Origin of the sequence: Paraglaciecola polaris LMG 21857 (assembly GCF_000315055.1) — a bacterium.
Classification (GTDB): Bacteria; Pseudomonadota; Gammaproteobacteria; order Enterobacterales; family Alteromonadaceae; genus Paraglaciecola; species Paraglaciecola polaris.
The window spans coordinates 59,505-83,590 of the sequence record NZ_BAER01000138.1; the positions used below are offsets into that span (position 1 = coordinate 59,505).

General features: G+C 45.0%; 18 protein-coding genes. 8 read left to right on the forward strand and 10 right to left on the reverse strand.

The window, feature by feature from the left end:
- Window positions 1-241: 241 nt before the first annotated feature.
- The 3 genes from GPLA_RS22165 to GPLA_RS23360 all read left to right on the forward strand — a co-directional run bounded on the left by GPLA_RS22165 (window position 242) and on the right by GPLA_RS23360 (window position 4,309).
- Window positions 242-1,003, forward strand: coding sequence for a PRC-barrel domain-containing protein (locus GPLA_RS22165; protein WP_007107275.1), 762 nt, complete (start codon window positions 242-244; stop codon window positions 1,001-1,003).
- Window positions 1,004-1,117: 114 nt separating this feature from the next.
- Window positions 1,118-3,841, forward strand: a complete 2,724-nt coding sequence (acnA, locus tag GPLA_RS22170; protein ID WP_007107276.1) for an aconitate hydratase AcnA — start codon at window positions 1,118-1,120, stop codon at window positions 3,839-3,841.
- A 309-nt stretch (window positions 3,842-4,150) separates the two neighbouring features.
- Window positions 4,151-4,309: an entericidin A/B family lipoprotein gene (locus GPLA_RS23360; protein WP_007107277.1), complete on the forward strand. Its 159-nt coding sequence runs from the start codon at window positions 4,151-4,153 to the stop codon at window positions 4,307-4,309.
- Between the two features lie 358 nt (window positions 4,310-4,667).
- Here GPLA_RS23360 and GPLA_RS22175 read toward each other — a convergent pair whose 3' ends face one another.
- The 4 genes from GPLA_RS22175 to radA all read right to left on the reverse strand — a co-directional run bounded on the left by GPLA_RS22175 (window position 4,668) and on the right by radA (window position 9,871).
- Window positions 4,668-6,776: a putative bifunctional diguanylate cyclase/phosphodiesterase gene (locus tag GPLA_RS22175; RefSeq protein WP_007107278.1), complete on the reverse strand. Its 2,109-nt coding sequence runs from the start codon at window positions 6,774-6,776 to the stop codon at window positions 4,668-4,670.
- Window positions 6,773-7,303 carry a YfiR family protein gene (locus GPLA_RS22180; RefSeq protein ID WP_007107279.1) on the reverse strand — a complete coding sequence of 177 codons (531 nt, stop codon included), beginning with the start codon at window positions 7,301-7,303 and terminating at the stop codon, window positions 6,773-6,775. The genes GPLA_RS22175 and GPLA_RS22180 overlap by 4 nt, the downstream gene beginning before the upstream one ends.
- A gap of 68 nt (window positions 7,304-7,371) precedes the next feature.
- Entirely contained in the window at window positions 7,372-8,379 is a 1,008-nt protein-coding gene (locus tag GPLA_RS22185) for a hypothetical protein (protein ID WP_007107280.1), read from the reverse strand.
- A gap of 127 nt (window positions 8,380-8,506) precedes the next feature.
- Window positions 8,507-9,871: a DNA repair protein RadA gene (gene radA / locus GPLA_RS22190; RefSeq protein ID WP_007107281.1), complete on the reverse strand. Its 1,365-nt coding sequence runs from the start codon at window positions 9,869-9,871 to the stop codon at window positions 8,507-8,509.
- Between the two features lie 188 nt (window positions 9,872-10,059).
- Between radA and GPLA_RS22195 the strand changes: the two genes are divergently transcribed.
- Window positions 10,060-12,582 (forward strand): PilZ domain-containing protein, encoded by a 2,523-nt coding sequence (locus GPLA_RS22195; protein ID WP_007107282.1) that lies wholly within the window; start codon window positions 10,060-10,062, stop codon window positions 12,580-12,582.
- A 110-nt stretch (window positions 12,583-12,692) separates the two neighbouring features.
- Here the strand turns inward: GPLA_RS22195 and serB are convergent, their stop codons facing one another.
- Window positions 12,693-13,766 carry a phosphoserine phosphatase SerB gene (gene serB / locus GPLA_RS22200; RefSeq protein WP_007107283.1) on the reverse strand — a complete coding sequence of 358 codons (1,074 nt, stop codon included), beginning with the start codon at window positions 13,764-13,766 and terminating at the stop codon, window positions 12,693-12,695.
- A gap of 183 nt (window positions 13,767-13,949) precedes the next feature.
- Between serB and tsaA the strand changes: the two genes are divergently transcribed.
- From tsaA to GPLA_RS22220, 4 genes are all read left to right on the forward strand, one after another.
- Window positions 13,950-14,699: a tRNA (N6-threonylcarbamoyladenosine(37)-N6)-methyltransferase TrmO gene (gene tsaA / locus GPLA_RS22205; protein WP_007107284.1), complete on the forward strand. Its 750-nt coding sequence runs from the start codon at window positions 13,950-13,952 to the stop codon at window positions 14,697-14,699.
- Window positions 14,700-14,790: 91 nt separating this feature from the next.
- Complete coding sequence (locus GPLA_RS22210; RefSeq protein ID WP_007107285.1) at window positions 14,791-16,506, forward strand: proline--tRNA ligase; 1,716 nt, start codon at window positions 14,791-14,793, stop codon at window positions 16,504-16,506.
- 231 nt (window positions 16,507-16,737) lie between these two features.
- A complete protein-coding gene (locus GPLA_RS22215) occupies window positions 16,738-17,577 on the forward strand; it encodes an MBL fold metallo-hydrolase (RefSeq protein WP_007107286.1) in 840 nt (279 codons plus the stop codon).
- A 26-nt stretch (window positions 17,578-17,603) separates the two neighbouring features.
- A complete protein-coding gene (locus tag GPLA_RS22220; RefSeq protein WP_007107287.1) occupies window positions 17,604-18,734 on the forward strand; it encodes a patatin-like phospholipase family protein in 1,131 nt (376 codons plus the stop codon).
- A 47-nt stretch (window positions 18,735-18,781) separates the two neighbouring features.
- On the opposite strand, the gene GPLA_RS22225 is transcribed toward GPLA_RS22220, so the two are convergent.
- The 5 genes from GPLA_RS22225 to GPLA_RS22245 form a co-directional block, all read right to left on the reverse strand.
- On the reverse strand, window positions 18,782-19,525 hold the full coding sequence (locus tag GPLA_RS22225; protein ID WP_007107288.1) for a hypothetical protein: 744 nt from the start codon (window positions 19,523-19,525) through the stop codon (window positions 18,782-18,784).
- Between the two features lie 128 nt (window positions 19,526-19,653).
- Complete coding sequence (locus GPLA_RS22230; protein WP_007107289.1) at window positions 19,654-20,127, reverse strand: YehS family protein; 474 nt, start codon at window positions 20,125-20,127, stop codon at window positions 19,654-19,656.
- A gap of 114 nt (window positions 20,128-20,241) precedes the next feature.
- Complete coding sequence (locus GPLA_RS22235; protein ID WP_007107290.1) at window positions 20,242-21,189, reverse strand: AraC family transcriptional regulator; 948 nt, start codon at window positions 21,187-21,189, stop codon at window positions 20,242-20,244.
- A gap of 78 nt (window positions 21,190-21,267) precedes the next feature.
- Window positions 21,268-23,070 (reverse strand): carboxyl transferase domain-containing protein, encoded by a 1,803-nt coding sequence (locus tag GPLA_RS22240; protein ID WP_007107291.1) that lies wholly within the window; start codon window positions 23,068-23,070, stop codon window positions 21,268-21,270.
- 62 nt (window positions 23,071-23,132) lie between these two features.
- Window positions 23,133-24,086 (reverse strand): potassium channel protein (locus tag GPLA_RS22245; RefSeq protein WP_040515706.1); only part of this gene is annotated, 954 nt, incomplete at its 5' end.

A 24,086-nucleotide genomic window follows, 5' to 3' on the forward strand; every position in this document is an offset into this window, starting at 1 on the left:
AATAAAACCTTCCAACTGAACTTGTAAATCCACCTAATCGTCCCTAGCTAGTATACTGTAGGCGCTGAAAAGCTTGCATTCATGCTGGCTTACTCTTTGCGTATATCGAAAGCATTAACTATTTTTGAATAGTCAGTGTGAGTACTCTGTCAGGTACGTTTCATACCCCTAACAAGGGTAAAAACGGCTTAACAAGCACTTCTCATTTGACCTATTCGCATTCACTAGTAGGGAGAGCATCATGCTTGCAGGTTTACGAGACATTCAACGATTTACCATAGCAGCAACAGACGGCGATATCGGTATCATCAAAGACTTTTTGTTTGATGACCGAGCTTGGACGGTTCGATACATGTATGTCGATACGCACAAATGGCTGCCCCTAGGGGAGAAAGTGCTTATTTCTCCCATATCCTTGAGAGAAATTGACACAGAGGATGAAAAAATCCACGTTGCTTTAAGCAAGCAACAAGTTAAAGACAGCCCTTCCATCGATGAAGAAAAAACCGTATCTCGGGAATACGAGGAGATATTGTTTTCCTATCTAGGTTACGGTTACTACTGGACTGGGCCTGGGGCTTGGGGCGAATATGCCCACCCCACGGCATTGGTTAATCAACAGGCTCTCGAACAAGCAAACAGCAATCTACAGGAACATGAAAAGAGCCACGCAAATCATTTGCGCTCTATTGATGAGTTGCAAGGTTACGATGTTATCGCTGGTGGCGAAACCGTTGGGCATATTCATGATTTAATTTTGGATACCGAAAACTGGGAAGTGCCCATGCTGGTCATCGACACGCACAATTGGTTGCCAGGTGGTAAGAAGCTACTGTTAGCGCCTAAACATATCAACGACATTAACTGGCTAGAGCAACGGGTACACTGTACCTTACCCGCTGAAGATATCGAACATTGCCCTGAGTGCGATCATGACTTGTTAAACGATCTTGACTATAAACTTAAGGTCAAACGTACGTTGCAAAGTTTACCAAAAATCTAGACGGAACTTCATTAAACAGGCAATAAAGAGCGACGTTCAGCACGCTCTTTATTGCACATTCACCATCAGCTACGTAACACATTTTGCGTAAAAGCCTGACAGCCGGAGAACATCATGCAGCAAGCCTCCCCTTATCTAAAAAGCCTGACCTTAGATGGCGAAAAATTTTCCTATTACGCCCTCGATAGCCTAGCTAACACACACGACATTAAGCGTTTACCTTTTGCCGCTAAAATTTTACTCGAAAATTTATTACGTCACAGCCAAGAAAGCTTTGTGCAAGACGAGGACATACAAAAACTCGCCAATTGGGATATCAATGACAGCGATTCCACTGAGATCGCGTTTGTCCCCTCTCGAGTGGTATTGCAAGATTTTACCGGCGTACCCGCCGTCGTAGACTTAGCTGCCATGCGCGATGCCATGGTCGACTTAGGTGGAGATCCACAAAAAATCAACCCGCTAAAACCAGTAGAACTGGTGATTGATCACTCTGTTATGGTGGATTATTTCGCCCAAAGCGACGCCTTTGATAAAAATACTGCCAAAGAAGTTGAGCGCAACAAAGAACGTTATCAATTTCTGCGCTGGGGCCAAAAAGCGTTCAATAATTTCAAAGTGGTTCCTCCGGGTAAAGGCATAGTGCATCAGGTCAACCTGGAATACTTAGCCCGAGTTACGTTTATAGAAGAACAGGAAGACCAGACACTGCTCTACCCCGATACGTTAGTCGGCACAGATTCCCATACCACCATGATCAACGGCCTAGGTGTTTTAGGTTGGGGCGTGGGTGGCATTGAAGCTGAAGCCGCTATGCTCGGCCAACCTGTCACCATGCTTATCCCTGAGGTCGTCGGCATGGAGATCACAGGAGCATTGCCTCCTGGCACCACTGCAACCGATTTAGTGCTAACGATTACCCAGAAACTGCGTGAGTTTGGTGTAGTGGGTAAGTTTGTGGAATTTTACGGCGAAGGGATCAAACAGTTAACCATCGCCGATCGAGCAACCATCGCCAACATGGCTCCTGAATACGGGGCAACCTGTGGCATATTTCCACTCGATGAACAAACCGAAACCTACTTGCGCTTAACGGGCCGCGAAGAGCGCAACATAAAACTGATTAAAGCTTATGCCCAAGCGCAAGGCATGTGGGGCTCTGAAGCCCAGAACAGTGCTATTTATCACGCTAATCTGCACATCGACTTAGCTGAAGTGGTGACGTCCATCGCTGGGCCCAAACGTCCCCAAGACAGGATCCCTCTAACCGAGGCGGCAAGCCAGTTCAGCGCTTGGTTATCTGAGCAAGAGAAGCTCATTCTCAGCACTGATGATCCCGAAAAAGGACGTTTTGAATCAGAAGGTGGCCACCAAGCTGAAAAAAGCGAAAATTCCGCTCAGGTTGAATACAACGGACAACGTTTTAGCTTAAACGACGGTGCAGTGGTGATTGCTGCCATTACCAGTTGTACGAATACCTCCAACCCCTCTGTATTAATAGCGGCGGGCTTACTGGCCAAAAAAGCCAGTGAACTGGGATTGTCTGTTAAACCTTGGGTCAAAACCAGCTTTGCACCGGGCTCACAAGTTGTCACCGAATATCTAAACAAAGCGAACCTCACCCATGAACTGGAAAACTTAGGATTTCACCTAGTGGGTTATGGCTGCACTACCTGTATCGGTAATTCAGGCCCGCTACCAGAACCTATCAGCGCTGCGATCCGTAAAGAAAAACTGAATGTCACGTCGGTTCTTTCCGGTAATCGTAACTTTGAAGGGCGTATTCATTCCGATGTAAAAGCAAATTATCTGGCATCGCCGCCGTTGGTTATTGCCTATGCTCTAGCAGGCAACATGCAGATTGATTTACTTAAAGAACCCCTTGGCACCAGTCATGAAGGCAAGCCAATTTACCTGCGTGATATTTGGCCCACCAATGACGAAATTCAAACCTTGGTTACTGAGGTGGTGAACAGTGAGATGTTCTCGGAACGCTATAGCCATATTTTTGAGGGGGATGAGACCTGGAACAATTTAGATGTCGTCGATAGCGAACAGTATAATTGGCCTGAATCTACCTACGTGAAAAAACCAACCTTCTTTGACGGCATTCAACAACAACCTGAGGCCATTAGCGCCATTGAAAACGCCCGCTGTTTATTGAAACTTGGCGACAGTGTTACCACGGATCATATATCTCCTGCGGGCAGCATAGCGCCCGATGGCCCAGCAGCGCAATATCTGCAAGCCCATGGCGTAGATGAGCACGACTTTAACTCGTTTGGTTCTCGTCGGGGTAACCACGAAATTATGATGCGCGGCACATTTGCCAACGTTAGATTAAAAAATCAGTTAGCACCCGGTACCGAAGGCGGCTGGACACGCTTTCAACCATCAAAAGAACAGATGTCTGTTTTTGACGCCGCCATGCAGTATCAAGAACAAGGTACCCCCACTGTCGTGATCGCCGGTAAAGAGTACGGCACAGGAAGTTCCAGAGATTGGGCCGCAAAAGGTCCACTGTTACTCGGCGTAAAAGCCGTGATTGCCGAAAGTTACGAGCGGATCCATCGGTCAAATTTGATTGGCATGGGAATTCTGCCGTTGCAATTTAATCCAGGTGACAGTGCCGCCAGCTTAAAACTCGATGGTACCGAGCAATATTCTATCAGTGCCGTTGATAGCGGGCAGAAGGAGGTGACTGTATCGGTCAAAGGCGAGCAAAATGAGTTTAGCTTTGTTGCAAAAATTCGCATTGATACACCCAATGAGTTTAGTTATTTCAGCGACGGCGGCATACTTCAGTACGTGCTGCGTAGTTTAAATAAAGACGTATGATCCCCTAGATACTGAACAAAAGTAACTAATCAGCCGACCCCATTTCTAGGGTCGGCTTTTTTGTATTTAACGCTTCACCACCAGCCAGCCCATTTTTTAACCAAGTAAAATATCGTCATTGATCCAGTATAAGTTTCAGTTTGCACTATTTCGCTGTCCCCCTACCAAACATAAGCATTTGATTAAATAGATTTTTTTATATTATCCATCAAAAAATAATATTGGCATGAGAATCGCTTAATAATACTTATGCAAAGACTCACTATATTCACCAAGATAAGTGAATTCTTAAAATTAAAGGATAAAACCATGAAAACTAAATTGATAAGCACATTAAAGACATTGATAAACTCAGCAGCTTTGGTGGCTATTCTGGTACTGGGCCTAACTTCATGCGCGACTATCGACGGTGCAGGACAGGATATTGAAAGCGCAGGCGAAGCCGTTCAAGACGCAGCCAACGAATAATGTGCCCCACCATAAAAGTTAGCTAACAATGTCGTTCAGCTGCGTTTGAAAGAATAAAGCTCGGTATTCTGTCTGAAAATAGAGACAGCGATTGACAATGGTAACGTTAAATAGAGTATGTATATGGCTAAAGCATTAAATTCAGCCAACTGCTTTGATACCCATTTACGTCAGGTCAGGTGCAGCAATTTCGGAGAATGCATGTGGTGTTAACCAAGCTTCGATATCTAGTCCTGAGAGATATCTAGTACTAAGAATTGCTCACTAAAATAAATACCAACCAATAAAATATGGTTTCAGGTTAGCTAAATTAAACGATAACGTGTTAATACTGACAGCCTGATGTCACGTGTTTTTTTTATAGCGTAACACTAGAATGACTGCGCAGATAAATACCTGCATCTTCTACCGACAAGGGTTTACTGAAATAATGCCCCTGTATAATATCGCAGCCCATATCCCTTAGTATATCCACCTGAAACTGATGTTCCACACCTTCTGCCACCAGACTCAGACCTAAACTTTTCCCTAAGGTGATGATGGCACGCACAATCCCTTCATCGCGTTTAATCGGTAAATCATCAGAATATGGTATATCAAGCTTATTCTGCGGCGTCAGATCATCAATAAATATACCGTCGATTTTTAAGGTATTAATGGGTAAATTTCGAAGATAACTCATCGAAGAATACCCGGTGCCAAAATCATCAATAGCGACATTTACCCCTAGCTTGCGTAAAGCATTAAGTACATTCACCGCCAATTCAGTTGACGCAATAAAGGTATTTTCAGTAATTTCGATTTCTAAATGCTGCGCGGCTAATCCTGAACTTTTTAAAGCGTCTTCGATGAGTTCAAGGCAATGTGCGCCTATCAAAAATGATGCTGGCAAATTAACCGCGACCGGCACTATATTAATCCCGCTTTGTTGCCAAAGCGCATTTTGCTGACACGCCTGATTTAATACCCATACACTGATAGATTCAATTAACCCTATGTCTTCAGCGATGGGTAAAAAGACCGAAGGATGAACCGACTCCTGTCCATTGTCCCAACGAATGAGCGCTTCTAAACCACTTACGGTCTCGCCCTGAATATTCACTTTTGGTTGGTATACCAGCTCAAATTTTTGCTGTGCTACGGCTTCACGCAATTGCGTTTCAAGTGACAAACGCCAAATTGATTCACTGAGCATATCTTGATCAAAGAATTGAAATTGGCCGGGACCGCGTTCTTTAGCTTTATACATACTGGTATCAGCATGCTTGAGCAAGCTAGATGCATCATCACCATCCAGAGGGAAACAAGCAATACCGATACTGGTCGAAATATGTAATTGATGCCCGGCTACCGTAAGCGGCAGGCTCAGGGTGGCGATAATGTCTTTTGCCAACGCATTGATCGTGCTGACACTTTGCGCATCTTCGACCAAAATAACGAATTCATCGCCGCCCCATCGCCCGACCACTTCGTTGGAATTCAGTTTTTGTTGCAGTTTTTTAGCGACCTCGATTAGTAGCTTATCCCCCATGAAATGTCCCAAACTGTCGTTGATCACTTTGAAACGATCAAGGTCGAGAAACATTAATGCTAAATGGCTACCACTGTGTTTCGATCTCTCAATTGCATTCGCAATATTTTCAGTCAGTAGATGACGATTAGGCAGCTGGGTTAAGGCGTCAAAATTTGCTCTATGGTAAAGCTGCTCAGTACGTAGTTGCACCAAACTTTCTAGATGTCCACTGTGTTCACTGAGTTTAAATTGATGCTCTTCGATGGTATCTAACATGGAATTAACGCCATTGACCAAACGCCCAATTTCATCTTCTCGGCGGTTAAATATACGCTGGTGATAACGTCCTTCTTTGGCAACGTAATCCACCAGATTAATTAAACGTTTCACTGGGAACTGCAAGCGCCTCTGCATACGCCAGTTTAAAAAATAAGCCAATACCGAACCAAGTATAAAAACCCAAAATACCAATTGTGCGTAATGGCGCTGTTGTGCTTGTAACGACAGGGTATCTGCCGACAGAACTATATAGCCAAGCACGTCCTGTTCGAAGGTAATTTCTTGCATTAAATACAAGTTATCGGCACGAAAGAAATAACCGGGCTCAATCGTATCTGGAGCAATATCTATGTCCCCTTCATCTCGGTTGTAGCCGGCGAAAACGTTTTTACGGGGATCTAAGATCTGGGCATAACGTACAGCCTGTATCTTTGCCAATGAAGCCAAAATCGCTTGCCCTGCTCTCTCATCATTAAATAATAAGGCAGAGCGACTGACCGCAGAAAGTAAGGATGCATTGCTGTCCATGGTTTTCACTAAATTGTCGCGGTAATCGTCCACAAAAGCGGAATAAATTAACAACGCAGCAATCGCTAATATCAATAAATTAGTGCTGATAATCGCGATCAGTTGCTTTTGAAAAAACGAAGCTTGTTTGATCTTAGAAAAAATCACTTTCCTGCAATCCTTGCCAATTTAAGCAACTCAGAACTTGCTTTCACTTGTACGTTAGCCAACTGTGCTAAGTCGAATTCGAAACGCACCTTATTAGCCTGACTGTAAAAGCGAATAGCACTATTACTTTGCTGCACATCTAATGATTCAAGCACAATAACCGCTCGCGTAATCTGAGGTAAAAATGGCTCCACTGGCGTTTGAAGATAAGCCATATGGCAGTGCGTGGCATTGTTAACATGGCTGAGGGCTATTTTGCGCTCTGCGTTACTCTGGTTATACTTGACCACGAGTGCTTGCATAAACGCAAAAAACGAAGGGTCGCTGTTAACACATAAACGAAAAGCTGTTTCACGGTCGTTGATTTTTCCTTCAGGCCAGGTCAAATACTTAGTGAAGTTGAGTAAGTATGCCGCTTTCAGCTTGCGCTCTTTAGGCAATTCTTGTGCTGATAAAGACAGCGGCGCAAGCAGCAAAAAAAACAGAAACGTTCGTTTAAAACAATAAATAATACGTACCCAAGACACATTATAACCTTACATCAGACGCGAAAGTGTCAAACCTGTTCGATAATTCTCTTTCGGTTGCGGGCCATTTAAGTGCTGATAAATAGGTTTAGAGAATTCAGCGCTAATGGCATAAAACTCGCTAAATTGCCAACGTATCCCCAGCTCTGCGCTAACTTTTTACCTCCATATAGATGCGGGTTAGTGATACTTGCTGGATAAACAAATGCACCGTCGACAATAATTTCATCATCTTGACCATGGATCGCGCTACGGTATTGATACGCCATGCCTAAATAAGGTTTTAAGGTAGGCGTCATCTGAAAATTATAGTTACCTGAAATGCTATAACTGTTACCAAGGCGATAATCCCGATCATTCTTACCTGTGCGTACCATGGCTGACATGCTCAAACTAAAATCGTGCTTGCCAAGGCTCTGATAGCTAAACTCAAGGGGAAAATCATAGGTACCTGAACCTAACTGCATTGTGTAAGGTAATTGCTGATCACCCGCGGCCCGAGGCGTATCACCGGTTTCGTCAATAGAGCCCGTGGGCAAGCTAGTGCCAATGGTAAACCACCAAACATCTTCAGTGGTCGCAACCAGACGATGACTGACTGAAATAACCCCATCCCCAGTGCCATCTGTGTCGATAGTGAAATTCTCATAACCAGGGACAATACTGATATGATCGGTACTTTGGCTAATATATGGCAATGAAACATGCACACGCCAATCATCATTCACGCTATAACCAACCGATAAAACGTGCACTTGCTGATCGATAACCGTTGGCAGTATGGGGAAGTTTTGCTGCGTTCGCTGTTCACCTTGGCCTTGCCATAAAACTTGTGAATCTGCACGCTTCGCATCACCGTCTAAATAGCCTCGAAACTGGGCTGACTTAACGTTATAGGCAAGACTCCAACGACTATCAGCTTTGTTAATAGCCGACTTATCCGCAATGCTCGTTTCGAACAATTCGTGCAAGCTTAATTCTGCGAACTCTGAGGGTGTGCTCTGGGCAAAAGTGGGCAGAACAACAGCACAACTGATCAGCACAGTGATAAACGGAAATGAAAATATTTTTTGCATGATAGAAAACCATTAATTAATAAAGAATGCAGATAGCGCGTTGGCAACGAATTCAGGATGAATGCCTGCTATACGTATATTACCCAAACGCTATCGTTCGCTTTTTGCGCCTTATTATGACGCGAGGTTAGAGTACCTCTAATGCCTCACTGAGACGTGATACACCGATAATTTCAATACCGTTAATTTTCTGCTTCGGCACATTGGCCTTAGGTACAATGGCACGTTTAAAACCATGTTTAGCGGCTTCACTAATGCGTTCTGATCCGTTGGGCACCGGGCGTATTTCCCCTGCTAACCCTACTTCCCCAAACGCAATCAATTCAGCATCCAATATCTTATTACGAAAACTCGACACAATCGAAAGCAGTAACGCTAAATCGGCACTTGTCTCTGTCACTTTGACACCACCAACCACATTAGCAAATACATCCTGATCGTTCATTTGCACATCACCATGTCGATGCAGTACAGCTAACAGCATGGCCATGCGGTTTTGCTCAAGTCCCACGGCCACTCGCCTAGGGTTAGCTGTTTGGGAGTAATCCACCAGCGCTTGGATCTCCACCAGCAACGGCCGAGTGCCCTCCCATACCACCATGACAATGCTGCCGGGCGATTGTTCTTCATCTCGGCTTAGAAAAATCGCCGATGGATTGCTCACTTCTTTTAGGCCGCGTTCAGTCATCCCAAACACACCAAGCTCATTCACCGCACCGAAACGATTTTTCTGACTGCGTAGTGTACGATAACGACTATCGCTTTCGCCTTCCAGCATCATGGAACAGTCGATACAATGCTCTAAAACCTTAGGGCCAGCTAAACTACCATCTTTGGTCACATGGCCTACTAGAAACATAGCAATATGATGTTGTTTAGCAAAGCGCGTTAAGTAGGCTGCACTTTCGCGCACCTGTGAAACGCTACCGGGAGCCGATTGTACATCGGATACGTGCATAACCTGAATCGAGTCAATGACCATGATTTGAGGTTTAAGCGCCAGCGCTAGCTCACAAATGGTTTCTACGCTGGTTTCGGCCAGCATATTGAGTTTTTCATTAGGCAAATTTAGGCGCTGAGCTCGCATGGCAACTTGTTGTAAAGACTCTTCTCCAGTCACATACAGAGCACTTCGCTGTGAGGCAAGGTTACACATAACTTGCAACAAAAGCGTACTTTTACCCGCTCCCGGAGAGCCGCCAATCAAGATAGCGCTGCCAGGCACGATCCCGCCGCCGAGCACTCTATCTAACTCACTAAAATTTGACGTAAAACGGGGTAACGCAGACACATCTATGTTGTTTAAGGTCTCAATTTTTGCCCCAGTTTGTCCAGCATAGCCACGCAAATTACGCTCTTTTGGGCTACCCCCGGGGCTGACGACAAATTCTGTAATGGTATTCCATGCATTACAATCATTACATTGTCCTTGCCAGCGCGGATATTCTGCGCCACAGTCACTGCAAACATAGGCGGTTTTACGTTTGGCCATGTTACTCCACAATCAGATGTTAATTGAATTTTGCTGGGCGCTCATACTAGCTTCGTGCCAGCCCAGCCTTAAAAAATGCAACATATAGTAGGATAAGCGCGCACATATTGCATTATGAAAACCGCGTAACGTGCCGATAAGTAATTATCGAGTTCGTCCTCAACACTAAAATAAAGTACGCATTCACTATGAATCAAGATCTTGAGCAATATCATGACATTATCGAACAGCTAAAACCCATGATCAATGAGCCTGAATTTAATCAAATTTTGGCTCAGGTTGCAGGCTCAGTGCCCAAACAAAAACGCTTTCTACTCAAAATGGAACTAAAGCGGCTCGCCAGACCCTGCACTCGACTAATTGATTTACGGGGGCATGTGGATGGCAAATGCACGTTATATGAATACGAGAGCCAAACACATTACTTAGATGACATCGCCATTGACGTATTTGAACGTCAAGTACGCTCATTCGGTGAGTATACCGTTGGCGTGTATGAAGCGGTATCGAACACTGAAAATAACTATCGGGTCATGCACAAACGCCAACAACAAGCGTCTGTTCAGCCTGCCCGAAACGCCCATCCTACCGTGCCCCTCAGTAACGATTACACGGCGCCTATCATGCCATTTGGTGAATTCGCCCAACGCAGTGAAGAACGCATGAATTACGCCATGAGTGTTGAATTGTTCACTGAGAACAACAAAAGCATGCTCGCCACCTCTGTGGATGTTTCCCTGAGTGGTTTGAAGCTTAAAATAAGCAAAGAATATAGATTTAAAATTGGCGAACGCTTAGCTGTCCAGTTTCGAGGTTTAGAACATGAATACATGTTGGATAATCGCCAGGGAGTGCAATACATCATCGAGGCAGTTGACCGCAATCCTGAGGACCAACGTCTGCATTTAAAACGGCTATTTGATGTGCTTATGCCGAGTTTTGATAAGTTTCTAGAAAGCTTTATTCACGGTAACAAACGCCGCTATAAAGTGAATTTAGACAATACCTTTGATGCAATACATAAAAAAACCTATGAGCAGTACTACATACCTAACTTTATTTCGATACCGGTTTATATTGAATCCATTGATGGTAATTATGCCCCGCGCTACGCCTTGGCAAACGACTGTAACCGGCAAGATATTTTTTATTGGAACAACGAAATCAGAGACTTGAAATTGGGTTACCTGTTCAGTGACACTCGTATCAAGCAATGCCTTTCATGTTCCAAAGGAAAACAGGAAAGCTACTTGTATGCGTTTAATCATATCAAAAATGACAAGGTGTACTTTTATTCAGCCTCTGATGAAGAACTCGTCGCCAATCCCAGCCTAAAAGACGTATTTTTAGCATACGGCTCACGAAAAGCCAGTTGGCGTGTCTATAAGCTGCAAGTGCAAGAAATGGAACCCAAGCAAAGTCATCGTCCGCTTTCTATCGCCGACAGTATTAGTGAATCAGTAAAACGACAAAACCAGCCACCCACACCGCGCTTGATGTCGAGATTACGCCATTTAACCCATATTGCTCTACTGACAAACGTAACGGACACCTTCAACACCCAATGTTTTCAAAAACTACCGCTAAATAGGACCCAGTTGCCCCAATTAAAGCTGTTTGGTCATCCGCGCAATCGTCCCCCGGAAACCATTCAGGTGTTTCGTTTTAAATATGCCAATCAACGGCGGGAAACGCGTTTTATACTGCGCACTAAAGTGCAGTTAAGGCTTGAGGATGTGGTACTTGAAGGCCATACGGAAGACATCTCGACCAATGGCATCAAACTCGAGTTAAATTCATTTTTTCATCAACAGGCTGATACGAAAGTACATGTGAGTTTCCCCCAGTTACAAAATGTAACTCGTAAATACGACCTCAGCGATTTAGCGTATACGGTACGTCAAATATCGGCCGAACGTAGTATCTTGCATTTAAAAGTATTAAACGATGAGCAACTCGGTACCACCAAAGCCTTTTTTGAAGAACTGATCAAAAACAATCGATCTAAGCTCAAGGCCTATCGAGATGAAGAAGATATTCCCGGCATTGGTGAGGCACTGCGCAACATTTACGCTAACAATGTACCTAATGTGGCATTTTTCATTCGAAAAGAGGGCGCGAAATATGTGCCAGATGCCACTGCCACTTGGTCCAGTCAAAACCGTCTGACGACGTTACTCAGTTTCCAAGCGCCAAGTGGAACGTTCAATTTGCAGCCGTTATTCGAGGGAATTAATGGCCCGATGGACTTTATTCAAAAAACCCTAAGCCATATTAAGCCTCACCAACGTCCACATATGAGCGAATTATTTGTAGCATTCGATCCGAATAAGAGCAACCCATCAGAGGCAATAAAAAGCTGTTTTATTGAACAACTTGCTAGCCAAGAGCAACGACAGCAGTTTATAACCCAAGCCTTAGAACAAGGGCAGTTTATTGCGTTGAAAGTATTTTTAGCCCGCACCGGCCGACCCGATATTGATCACCTTCAATCTGAAATTAATTATGTGGGTGTGTATGCCGTACACAAAGCAAAACAGCTCGAAGAAAAGCTATGGAATGTACACGGTGTTGGGGATTTAGTAGATATTACCGACCTCGTCATGAACCGTTATCAATTTAGCACCCATGCCATTAGGGACAACTTAGAAAAACAACAACATCATCCACAAAAAAGTATCGAAATAGAACAATTGCTTAACACTGAGTAATACCGTCAACAGCAAATCTCATAAGGTCATGCGGAATATAAACATGTCTTTATGGGGTGTCATTCACGGTATCCCTTTTTGCTCCAGTGGTCGAGTAAATTTATGATTTGCTACCTTGCTGCTCGCGTCGATGCCGCTAACACCCACAGTAAGGTATCTAACCCACCGCTACGAATAGAAATATCCGCTTGAGCACGTACGACAGGTTTTGCATGAAAAGCCACGCCCAGAGCCGCTGCATTCATCATCACCAAATCATTTGCTCCGTCCCCCATCGCAATTGTTTGGCTATCAGCAATATCAAATTCATTGGCTAATTCAAGCAATGTAGCCGCTTTGACCTGAGCATCAACAATATCGCCTTTCACCTGCCCGGTTAATTTGCCATCAACTATTTCTAGACCATTTGCAACTGCTGCGTCCAGCTCTAATCGATCGGCTAAATAGTCCGCAAAATAACTAAATCCGCCAGAGGCAATAGCCAATTTCCATTGATGTTGTTTCAAGAAATGCACTAAATTAAAAATTCCCGGCATTAGCGGCAAAGCCCGGCGCACTTGTTGCAAAATGTCTTCATTGGCGCCTTTTAGGCATCCCACTCGATTACGCAAACTTTCGGCAAAATCAAGTTTACCTTGCATGGCTTGCTCGGTGACTTTCGATACCTCATCCCCCGCACCGGCAAGCTTGGCTATTTCATCAATACATTCAATGCTAATCACCGTGCTGTCCATGTCCATTAACAGTAATCCCGGCTCGTCTAACCTAGGTGCGCTGGCGAATAAACATATCTCAACCGCATGTTTATTGGCGATACGTTCCAATAACGGGCGCAGATCTTCCTGACTCAAGCGTTCAACACGTAATACAACGCCCAGACCTGATAACGGCACATCGCGTAATACCTGGTAACACAGCACATTAAGTTTGTCAGAAAATGCCCTAGAGACGGCAAACACTTTTGCTAAGCTAAGTCCCTCTGCGAAAATAACCAAACTACTGTGCTCAACGTCAAGATTAAAGCCCTTCAGGCTCAGTTTGCTTGCAGTGAAGTGGTCATGGGCAACGCCACTGACAATACGATCATTTATAAAATGAAATTGACTAAACGTAGGATCTGCAATCAAGCGTTCGAGGAAAAGGCTCGAAGCAAGTTGTTTAGGGTGCGGGCTAAATTCAAACACGTGGTTAACCTTAATAATGAATAGGGCTGAATATTATCAAAGCCCAAGGTAAAATCCACTAGCATAAACAATCTAACTTATTGAATACATCGATGATGCATTCGTGCCTATCAAACCGCTGAACGAAATTTTTTTTGCGATACTCCCCCGGACGATTACCATAGTAGTCTGAATTGAATAACCATGACCGAAAGCCTCACTATGTCACAGCCGCCCTCAATAAATGTGTGCCCACTCGGGATTATTCGTACGCCTTATCAGCAAAAATTCGCCATCCCAAGACAACCCAACTTAGTCGATGCCGCCCGTGGGGAAATAATATTTGATAAAGGCTTTGATGATCCAAATATGCTTCGCGGAATTGAACAATTCAGTCATTTATGGCTATTGTTTCACTTTCACCAAACCATAGACCAAGGTTGGTCCCCTATGGTCCGCCCTCCACGTTTAGGCGGCAACAAAAAGCAAGGTGTACTCGCGACCCGCAGTACCTTTAGGCCTAATGGCATTGGCATGTCGGTGGTAAAATATGATGCCGTTGAGCGCAAACATGGGCGCTTGAGTTTGTTCGTCACAGGCGTCGATTTACTCGATGAAACACCGATAATTGACATTAAACCTTATGTGCCATGGGCTGACAGCATTCCACAAGCCAGTGGTGGCTTCGCTGCCGAGCCCCCTGCCATCATGCAGGTATATTTTACCGCCCAAAGCATGCCGCAATTGACCCATTGGCAAGGTCATTATCCTCAATTAAGAACGCTAATCGAGCAAGTGCTAGCCCAAGATCCGCGACCAGCTTACAAGGCCAAGCAAGAAAGCGAGCACGAGTATGGTATGAGCTTATTTGATTTGAATATACGCTGGCGCGTCGACAACCATGCCAATTACGTGACCAACATTACCCACAACAAAGAGCACAAAGATTGTTAAGATTTCCCATTTAGGGACTTTAGCCTAGCCGGTGTCGCTGTTAGAATAGCCGCCGATTTATAACCCAAACACAATTGAGAAACCCACGCCAATGCGCACAAGCCAATATTTACTATCAACCCAGAAAGAAACGCCTGCAGATGCAGAAGTGATCAGCCATCAGCTTATGTTACGTGCGGGCTTGGTTCGCAAGCTTGCTTCCGGACTGTACACTTGGTTACCAACCGGCTTGCGTGTATTGAACAAAGTCGCCCAGATTGTGCGTGAAGAAATGGACAGTGCTGGTTCATTGGAAATATTAATGCCTGTCGTACAACCTGCTGATTTATGGCAAGAATCTGGTCGTTGGGATGAATATGGCCCTGAGCTTCTGCGCATAAAAGACCGCCACAACAGAGACTTTGTTTTGGGGCCGACTCATGAAGAAGTCGTTACCGCTTTGGTTAAAAATGAAGTCAGCAGTTACAAACAGCTGCCACTGAATGTTTATCAAATTCAAACCAAATTCCGTGACGAAGTACGCCCCCGTTTCGGCGTAATGCGTGGCCGTGAGTTCACCATGAAAGATGCTTACTCCTTCCATTTAAGCGATGAGTGCTTGAATAAAACCTATGATGACATGTTTGCTGCTTATTGCCGTGTGTTCGAGCGGATCAATTTAGAATTTCGCCCAGTTATTGCCGATAACGGTTCGATTGGGGGCAATGCGTCCCATGAATTTCATGTATTGGCTGACTCAGGGGAAGACGATATTGCCTTTAGTAATGCATCAGATTACGCCGCAAACATCGAAAAAGCAGAAGCCTTGGCACCACAATCAGCACGCCCAGCGCCCGGTGCTGAATTGACGAAAGTAGACACACCGAATGCAAAAACGATTGAACAAGTTAGTGCGCTATTAAACGTGCCTGCTGCGCAATCGGTGAAAACCCTCATTGTACTTGGCGAAGCGGATGACAAAGGTCAACAAGGTCTAGTGGCCCTTGTTTTACGTGGCGATCATCAGTTAAATGAATTAAAAGCCGAGAAAATCGAAGGGGTATGTTCTCCCCTGACTATGGCCAGCGAAGAGCAAATAGAGCAAAGCTTGCATTGCGCTGTGGGCTCGATTGGCCCAGTTGGTTTATCTCTGCCTGTTATCGCCGACCGCAGTGCTGCGGTCCTCGCTGACTTTGTCTGTGGCGCCAATGAAAACAACGTACATTATACTGGTGCTAACTGGGAACGTGACGCCAAAAGTTTCCACGTTGCCGATATCCGTAACGTGCAGGCTGGCGATCCGTCACCCGATGGCAAAGGCACACTGGAAATCAAACGTGGTATCGAAGTGGGTCACATATTCCAATTAGGTACTAAATACTCACACGCCTTGAACTGTGGCGTGTTAGATGAAAACGGTAAACACCAAGTGCTTAACATGGGCTGTTATGGCATTGGGGTCTCGCGTATTGTGGCAGCGGCCATTGAGCAAAACCACGATAAGTACGGTATTATTTGGCCAGATGCAATCGCACCATTTAAAATAGCCATTGTTCCCATGAACATGCACAAATCTCATCGTATACAACAAGTGGCTGAAGAGCTCTACGCTCAACTGAAAGCTGCAGGTATTGAGGTATTGTTCGACGACCGTAAAGAGCGACCAGGTGTTATGTTCAATGACATGGAATTGGTAGGCGTGCCCCATACTATCGTTATCGGCGAACGTAATCTTGACGAGCAGAAAGTCGAATACAAAAACCGTCGTAGCGGGGAGAAACAATTAATTGATGTCTCTCAAATGGTAGAATTTGCTACCTCATTGTAATCAAGCAAACTCAATAGTGGCTGGATTTTACCAGCCGCTATTCCCAAAAGCGCATATATAGCGCTTTTTATTGCCCAAGATATACCTGAGTATAAGATTAGAGCTTATTGAACAAGCCGTTTAGTGCTAACCTTTAGCCCAATATACATCCCACTTCAGCTTTCTTAATTGCCGTGCATAGTGATAATCGCTAACAGGCAAATGGCTAGCGAGCGATAATTGAGTATGTCGATGCAATTAACCTTTTATGGCGTACGTGGCTCAGTGCCAACACCAGGCGCCGATTACATTCGTTACGGCGGTAACACTGCGTGTGTCCATATTGAGTTAGACGACGGCAGCGATATTATCATCGATGCTGGCACTGGCATTCGTGAATTGGGCCAAAAACTCATTGCCAAAGATGGCGATATTCACCTGTTACTGACGCATAATCATTGGGATCACATTCAGGGTTTTCCTTTTTTTGCACCAATTTATCAGCCCCAGCGAAATATTTTCATCACCCCAGGACAAACCACCCTAGCGGAACACGATAATATTTTAAAACAAATGAGTGGCAGCTATTTTCCTGTCCCCTTCAGCGCATTGCAATCTAATATAACCCTCATACCTCAGCCTGACGATAAGCTGCAATGGCAGATTGGCCAAGCCTGTATTCAACGACAAAAAATAAACCACCCCGGTGGTGGCAGCGCTTACAGCGTTTCAGCAGATGGCAGTAAAGTGGTGTACATTACCGACAATGAGCTGTATCCCCCGTATAAAAAGAATACTGATTTTCTTAACTGGGTGGAGTTTGCTAGAGACGCAGATTTGGTTATTCACGATGCACAATATATGTTGGCTGATATGCCAGGCAAATCGGGTTGGGGACACTCAGTTGCCGAAGAAGCCGTAAAGCTATCAATGGCTTGCCGTGCGAAACGTTTAGCGTTATACAGTCATGATCACATGCGCACCGATGACAATGTTGCCGCAGTAGAAGCCCAATGCCAAGAATTGGTCGGCATAGCAGAAGCAGATCTAACACTATTCGCCGCGGCGGAAGGTATGAGCATCGCTCTATAAGCCCAATAGTAGGACCCAAATACACCATGCATGCCCGTAATCACTATGCGTTGCTTTTATCCGGCGGTGGCGCCAGAGCCGCTTATCAGTTGGGTGTACTAAAATCCATTAGTACTTTTTTACCTCGAAACCAGGGTATACCTTTTCCCATTGTATGCGGTAGTTCAGCTGGGGCGATTAATGCCACAGGACTCGCCTGCTATGCTTCTTGTTATCATTTAGGCATACGTAAACTGGAACACGTATGGAAAAACTTCACCACTCGTCAAGTATATCGTAGTGGTATTCGTGACGTGTATTCACATTTAGCAAAAAGTTACTTTCGCAGTTTTCAGTCGACGCTAAATCAAAAACAAGCAAGCAGTTTGTTGAACAATGAACCGCTGCGACGACTCATTCGCAGCCGTTTGGACTTCAAGCGGATTGATAACAATGTTGCCAATGGATATTTACGCGCTATTAGCATCAGCGCGTCAAGCTATAGCACCCATGATTCCATTAGTTACTTCCAAGGTCATCATGATATTCAGCCTTGGCATAGACAGCAGCGCAGAGGCATAAAAACCGCACTGCACAGTGAGCATCTAATGGCCTCATCTGCGATCCCGCTGGTTTTCCCTCCAGTGAAACTTGACGGTGAATTTTTGGGTGACGGATCGGTGCATCAGCTTTCCCCTTTGAGTCCAGCGATACACCTTGGCGCGCAAAAAATAATGGTCATAGGTGTTGAACAACCCGAACGTGCACCGCGTTTTACCGACGTCGCTCATTATCCAGGCAGTTTAGAAATTGCGGGGCATTTATTGGATACGATCTTCGCAGACACCCTGCGCTCTGATTTAGAACGTATGCAACGTATCAATCAAACACTTGAACAACTGACACCCCAGCAGCGTTTGCAAAGTCCTCTGAAAACAATCGATTGCTTAGTGATAAATCCCAGCATTACCTTTAACGATATGGCTGCACGCCATTTTCATCAAATGCCTTCTGGGATAAAGTCGTTGCTGCGCTTGATGGGCTTACACAATAAAGCAGATTCATCATTGCTGAGCTACCTCATTTTCGAGCAAGAATATTGTAAAGAGTTGATAGAACTCGGTTTTAATGACGGCCTTGCCCGAGCGGAAGAGATCCGCAGTTTTTTGACTATCTAACCACTTATGGTAGTTAGCTAAGATGAATGGCCTATAATTTAGGCCAGTTAAAGGATTTCCACTTGTTTGCCACAGCCATAATCGGTTAGTTGGGCAAGACTTTTGTCAATGTTCAACCAACCTTCCTTGCGCATTTCTCGCAGGTTTTCCGCGAGTGCAGACACGAGAGACTGATGTTTACGATGCACAAAATGGTATCCGTAACGTACTAACGAAGGTTCAAGTTTAAAGAAATACTTGTCGCCATTGGCCTGACAAATTATCTGCTTTCCTTCAAGGGTGGTCGCTAAAATCCCTTGTACTAGGCCTTGATCAAGCAGTTTTCCTAAGCCTTTGGCCGATGACACATATTCGCAACTCAATAAGAATTGCACACAAATTTCTGCCGCTCTTTCAAACCCGGATAACATTGCCACCTTGTCATTTTTACGTATCCCACATGTATTTTGCTGTACACAGAAAAATCCCGTATTTCCCACGCCTATGGGCTCATCGATACGAATGAGGTTTGCATAACGCTGACCCACAGACACAAAACGGTAAGCTTCAGCGTCTAGCTCGCCATTATTAACCGTGGTCAACCCACGTTTAGACGGCAGATATATTAGTGTGGGCTTGATATCAAGGCTTGCGTACAGACGATTGAAGAGACGAATGGTGCTTTTTTGCGGTGCTTTGCCAGCCGCTTCTGTGACGTCTATCGTGAAGACTGCGGCATCTGGTCGCGGGTTGGACTTTACTTGAGTAGACACAAGCAGCGCCAATAAAAGTAAGATAGTGGTCAATGTCATGGATTTTTTCTTATTTATTGTCAGATTACTCTAGCACGCAAAATCAGATTTATCAGTACATCGCTTTCGCTCTTTAGCCTAGACACTGCCGCCAAAAGAGGAACGTATCCGCTCCCCTGACTAAACGGTTAATCCTTTTCTGCTTCACCACGTAGCTTTAACTGCAATCCTTTTAAGAAGTTACGTAGAAACTGATCCTGACACTCACGGTAATGACGGTTACCTGGCTTACGGAACAAGGCGCTTAACTCATGCTTAGAAAGGCGAAAGTCACTCTTATCCATGATGGCAAGAATATCTTCTGCTTGTAAATTAAGGGCAATTTTCAGCTTCATTAGGATAATGTTATTGGTTAACACACGTTCAACCGGTGCTGGCGCACCTTCACGTTTGCCACGTTTTAGATTAATTAAGCCGTTTAAGAATAAGGCAAATTGTAAATCAGTGATGCGCACAAATTCTGGTTCTTCCTCTTTGCGTAACCAACTATGTAACTGGGTAGTCGTCGCCGGATATTCCGCTTGGGCGAACACCTCGAGCATTTGCTTATCGTTGAAATCAAAAATATAGCGAATACGACGCATCACATCGTTATTAATCATGGTAATTCCTATCAGTGTCCTGCGCCCAATGGGATCATTGGGAAATTCAATGACGCTATCATACCCATGTTGCCCCCAAAGCACGATGAAAAACCGCGCTTGGGCGACAATCAATTAGGCAATGGGTAAATAAATATCAATTATGCTGTTTTCTTCTGTCACATCAGGAAAGTCCTGAACGCGCTCTATAAACAAAGGTGCATTACGCAGTACCACATTCGCTTTGCAAAGCCAGTCCCGATACAAATACCCAATGCTGTCGCCTAACTTGCTGTTATTACCGATATGGCGCAAAACCGCACATCGTCCTCCTTCTATCTCTCCTTGTTGCACATCATACTGATTGAATTTAACGGTTGACACGATTGAGGCGCCTACATCAAACCGATAAGTCTCGGGTGCGACAGAGTTCGGGTCGTCGTACAGAATATTAAAGGTTTTGCTTATTTTTGCAGAAGGTCCGTTTTCCCGCCGCCACTGGATAAAACGTGACACAGTATGCAGCACTGTAGTGGGGCAACCTCTATGCGCAAGAAAGGCAATAGCAGTAAAGGGAAAATCCACCAACTTGACCTGCCCATTATGATGCGGCTTCGAATCGTTTACGGATAGTCGGTGTTTAAGATCTAGGTTTAAAAATGTCGTTAACGTGTCTGTAGGCTGCATTGACTCGCCAACCGTCTCGTGTGGTTGTGCTCTTTGTCCAAAATAACGCTTACGATAAGTTAAAGGGGAAAGACCTGACTCACGCTTAAACGCCCGGCTGAAGCTGTGTTGATCGTTAAATCCGCAGCTAAGAGCGATATCTATCATCGACATGTGTTGACGAAAGGCTAATTGCCAACACGCCTTTTTAAGACGTAGAAAAAGTACGTATTTAGCCACTCCAAAACCGGTGTAAAGCGCAAATAAACGCTGAAAATGAAACATCGAAAAACAGGCGACATCGGCCAATTCAAGCATATTTAATGGCTCATCAATATGAGCTTGAATATACCGTTTAACACCCTCTATTCTTGTTAGATGAAGCCGCTGGGTATTCAATTTTTGCTGTTTTTTCATGTCAATATGCCACGGGAAAACCAAGCCCAATAATGGGCGAGGCTAACGATTCAAACTTAACGATTTATGCGTATTGCATTATTTGAATAACGTTTGGATAAGAATTTGGCGAGTATCTGCGGGATCAATGACGGCATCAATCTCTAGCACGCTTGCCACTTCACTTGCTTGACCATTTGCATACTGCTTAGCAACTAATTTCTCGTACAAATCTTGACGCGCGGCCGAGTTCTCTTGGGCTGCGAGCTCTTTGCTAAATCCAAGTTTAACCGCCCCTTCAAGACCCATTCCACCAAACTCCCCCGTAGGCCAAGACAGCATATAGTGTGGTTTCATTGTACTGCCGCCAAGTAGTGCTTGTGCCCCTAACCCATAACACTTACGTAACGTAACTGCCACTAATGGCACGCTTAATTTGGCCCCACCAGTGAAGAGTTTCGACAACCTTCGCACTGCCCCTCGTTGCTCGTGCTCTGGCCCAACCATAAAGCCTGGGGTATCACATAAGCTTAACAGGGGAATGTTAAACCCATTGCACAGTTGCATAAATTCAGCCGCTTTTTCACCTGCATCTACATCTATCGCGCCACCCAGAACTTTACAATCACTGGCTAACACGCCCACAGGTTTCCCTTGTAGGCGTATAAAACCGCTGATGATCGCCCCTCCAAATTGCCGCTGTAGTTCAGTAAAACTGTCGCTATCAGCCAATAACTCAATCGCTTGACGCATGTCGTACACAAATCGGCGATCATCCGGCAGTACGTCACGCAGCAAAGGTTGCATGGCTTGTTTCTCAGCCTGCTCTTTAGCAGAGTATTCGCAATCACCCTGAAAATAGCCTAAACAGCGCTTGGCTAATTCAGTGGCGTGGCATTCATCATCAGCGACAATATCAACAACGCCATTTTTTGCTTGGATAGCAATTGGCCCGATATCCTTAGCATCGACTTTACCTAAGCCTCCCCCCTCAATCATTGCCGGGCCAGCCATACCAATCCACGATTGTTTTGTAGCAATGCGAATATCTGCTGCACCGAATAAGGCGGCGTTACCGGCAAAACAATAGCCATTAGCAACCGCTATACGCGGCACCACTGCGCTAAGTCGCGCCCAACTGGAAAAGGATGCGCACTGCAATCCAGAGTTGACTACGGTGATGTCAGTATCGCCCGGTCGTCCACCGCCTCCCTCGGCATACATGATCACGGGTAATTTTTGCTGTTCGGCAACCGCTAAAATCCGATCTAGTTTTTGATGATGAAAAAAGCCTTGTGTGCCCGCTAACACGCTGTAGTCGTTGATCACTATGGCGGTCTTGTAACGAGTAGACGTAACATCTGAGTCGGGAGCCCCGTTGACCCCCCCAACCCCCGTAATAATGCCATCGGCAGCGGTGGCACTTTTCAATTCTTGATAATCACGTCTTTGACGCTGGGCCGCTACCGCAAATTGTCCATATTCCATGAAACTATTTACATCGCACAGATCGGCCAGATTCTGCCGTGCGCTGCGATATCCTTGCCCTTGTCGTTTGGACAACGCCTTAGTTCTGGCTTCATCTAGCGTCAATTGTTGCCGAGTACGAAAAGCGTATAACGCGCTTTCTACACTGGATAATGACTTTGGATCCGTGAGCGCCACGTCGCTGTGGGATATATGGTCAATTTCAATCAATGCTTGTTCCGTCTCAACCTCGTCGTCAGTGCTCACCAATAATCGACGAATCACGCCGGCTTGTGGCGCAACTATAGGTAAATCCGTGCCCATAATATGCAGCATTAACAAAGGTTGTCCCTGTATAACGGTTTGCCCTTGATGTACCTGAATATCGGACACTATGGCAATGGAACTTGCGGTGATGGTATGGGAATGAGACATAATACTTCTTAGATAAATGTGATGGCTTAAAAATGAGTATTAACGCGTGTGCATATCACGCATTAATGCCCTTCGAGTAGGTAGCGCTCAGCCCGCTCGACACGTCTGGGTTTACCGCTAATGACCAGTACATCTCCGACTTTTAATATCGTATCGACTGGTGGGTTTTCTAATTCTATGTTGTCCCGGCGCAAACCTTTTATCTTAACGCCAGAGCGAACAATATCTAACTCCGTTAATGATTTACCCGCGGCAAAAGCATTCGCAGCAACGACAACCGCGTGCATAAACTCGAGCTTGTCTTGTTTGGCATAACTTAATTCCGTCGTTTCTCCTGGAAAAAAGCCATGCATATTACCGTAATGCCCTTTACGTTCTTTTCGCACGCGTTTCAAAATACGTGACATAGGAATGCCGGATAGATGCAACACCTGAGAAACCAACATTAAACTGCCTTCGAGAATTTCAGGTACCACCTGACTCGCCCCGGCGGCATAAAGCTCACTCATACGGTAATCTTTACGGGTGCGAACCACTATGGGTAGTTCTGGGTACAAACTCGAAATTAAACGGATCACCGCCATAGCTTTATTGTGCTCGTCGAACGTAATTAGAACTAACTTCGCTCTTTCTATGCCAACTGCTTTTAAAATGTCCTTTTGTCTTACGTCGCCAAAGTACACTGGTTGACCGGCGCTTTGACTTTCTTGCACGCGCACCGGATCCGCATCAACCACTAAATACGGAATTGCTTCACTCTTCAATAAACGACTTACGGACTGACCCACTCGACCAAAACCCATAATAATCACATGGTCATGCATCAGTTCATGTTTAGCCGTTACTGCATCGTTTGCTTCGAATTGCGCAGGGGGTGCATTCACTATACGCCGCGCGAAGTCAGAACTTTTTGTCACCAGCCAGGGCGTCATCGCCATGCTCAATATACCAATACTTAAAATCAGTGAACCAACCTGAGTAGACAGTATGTCGTGATCGACCGCTAACGCCGCGAT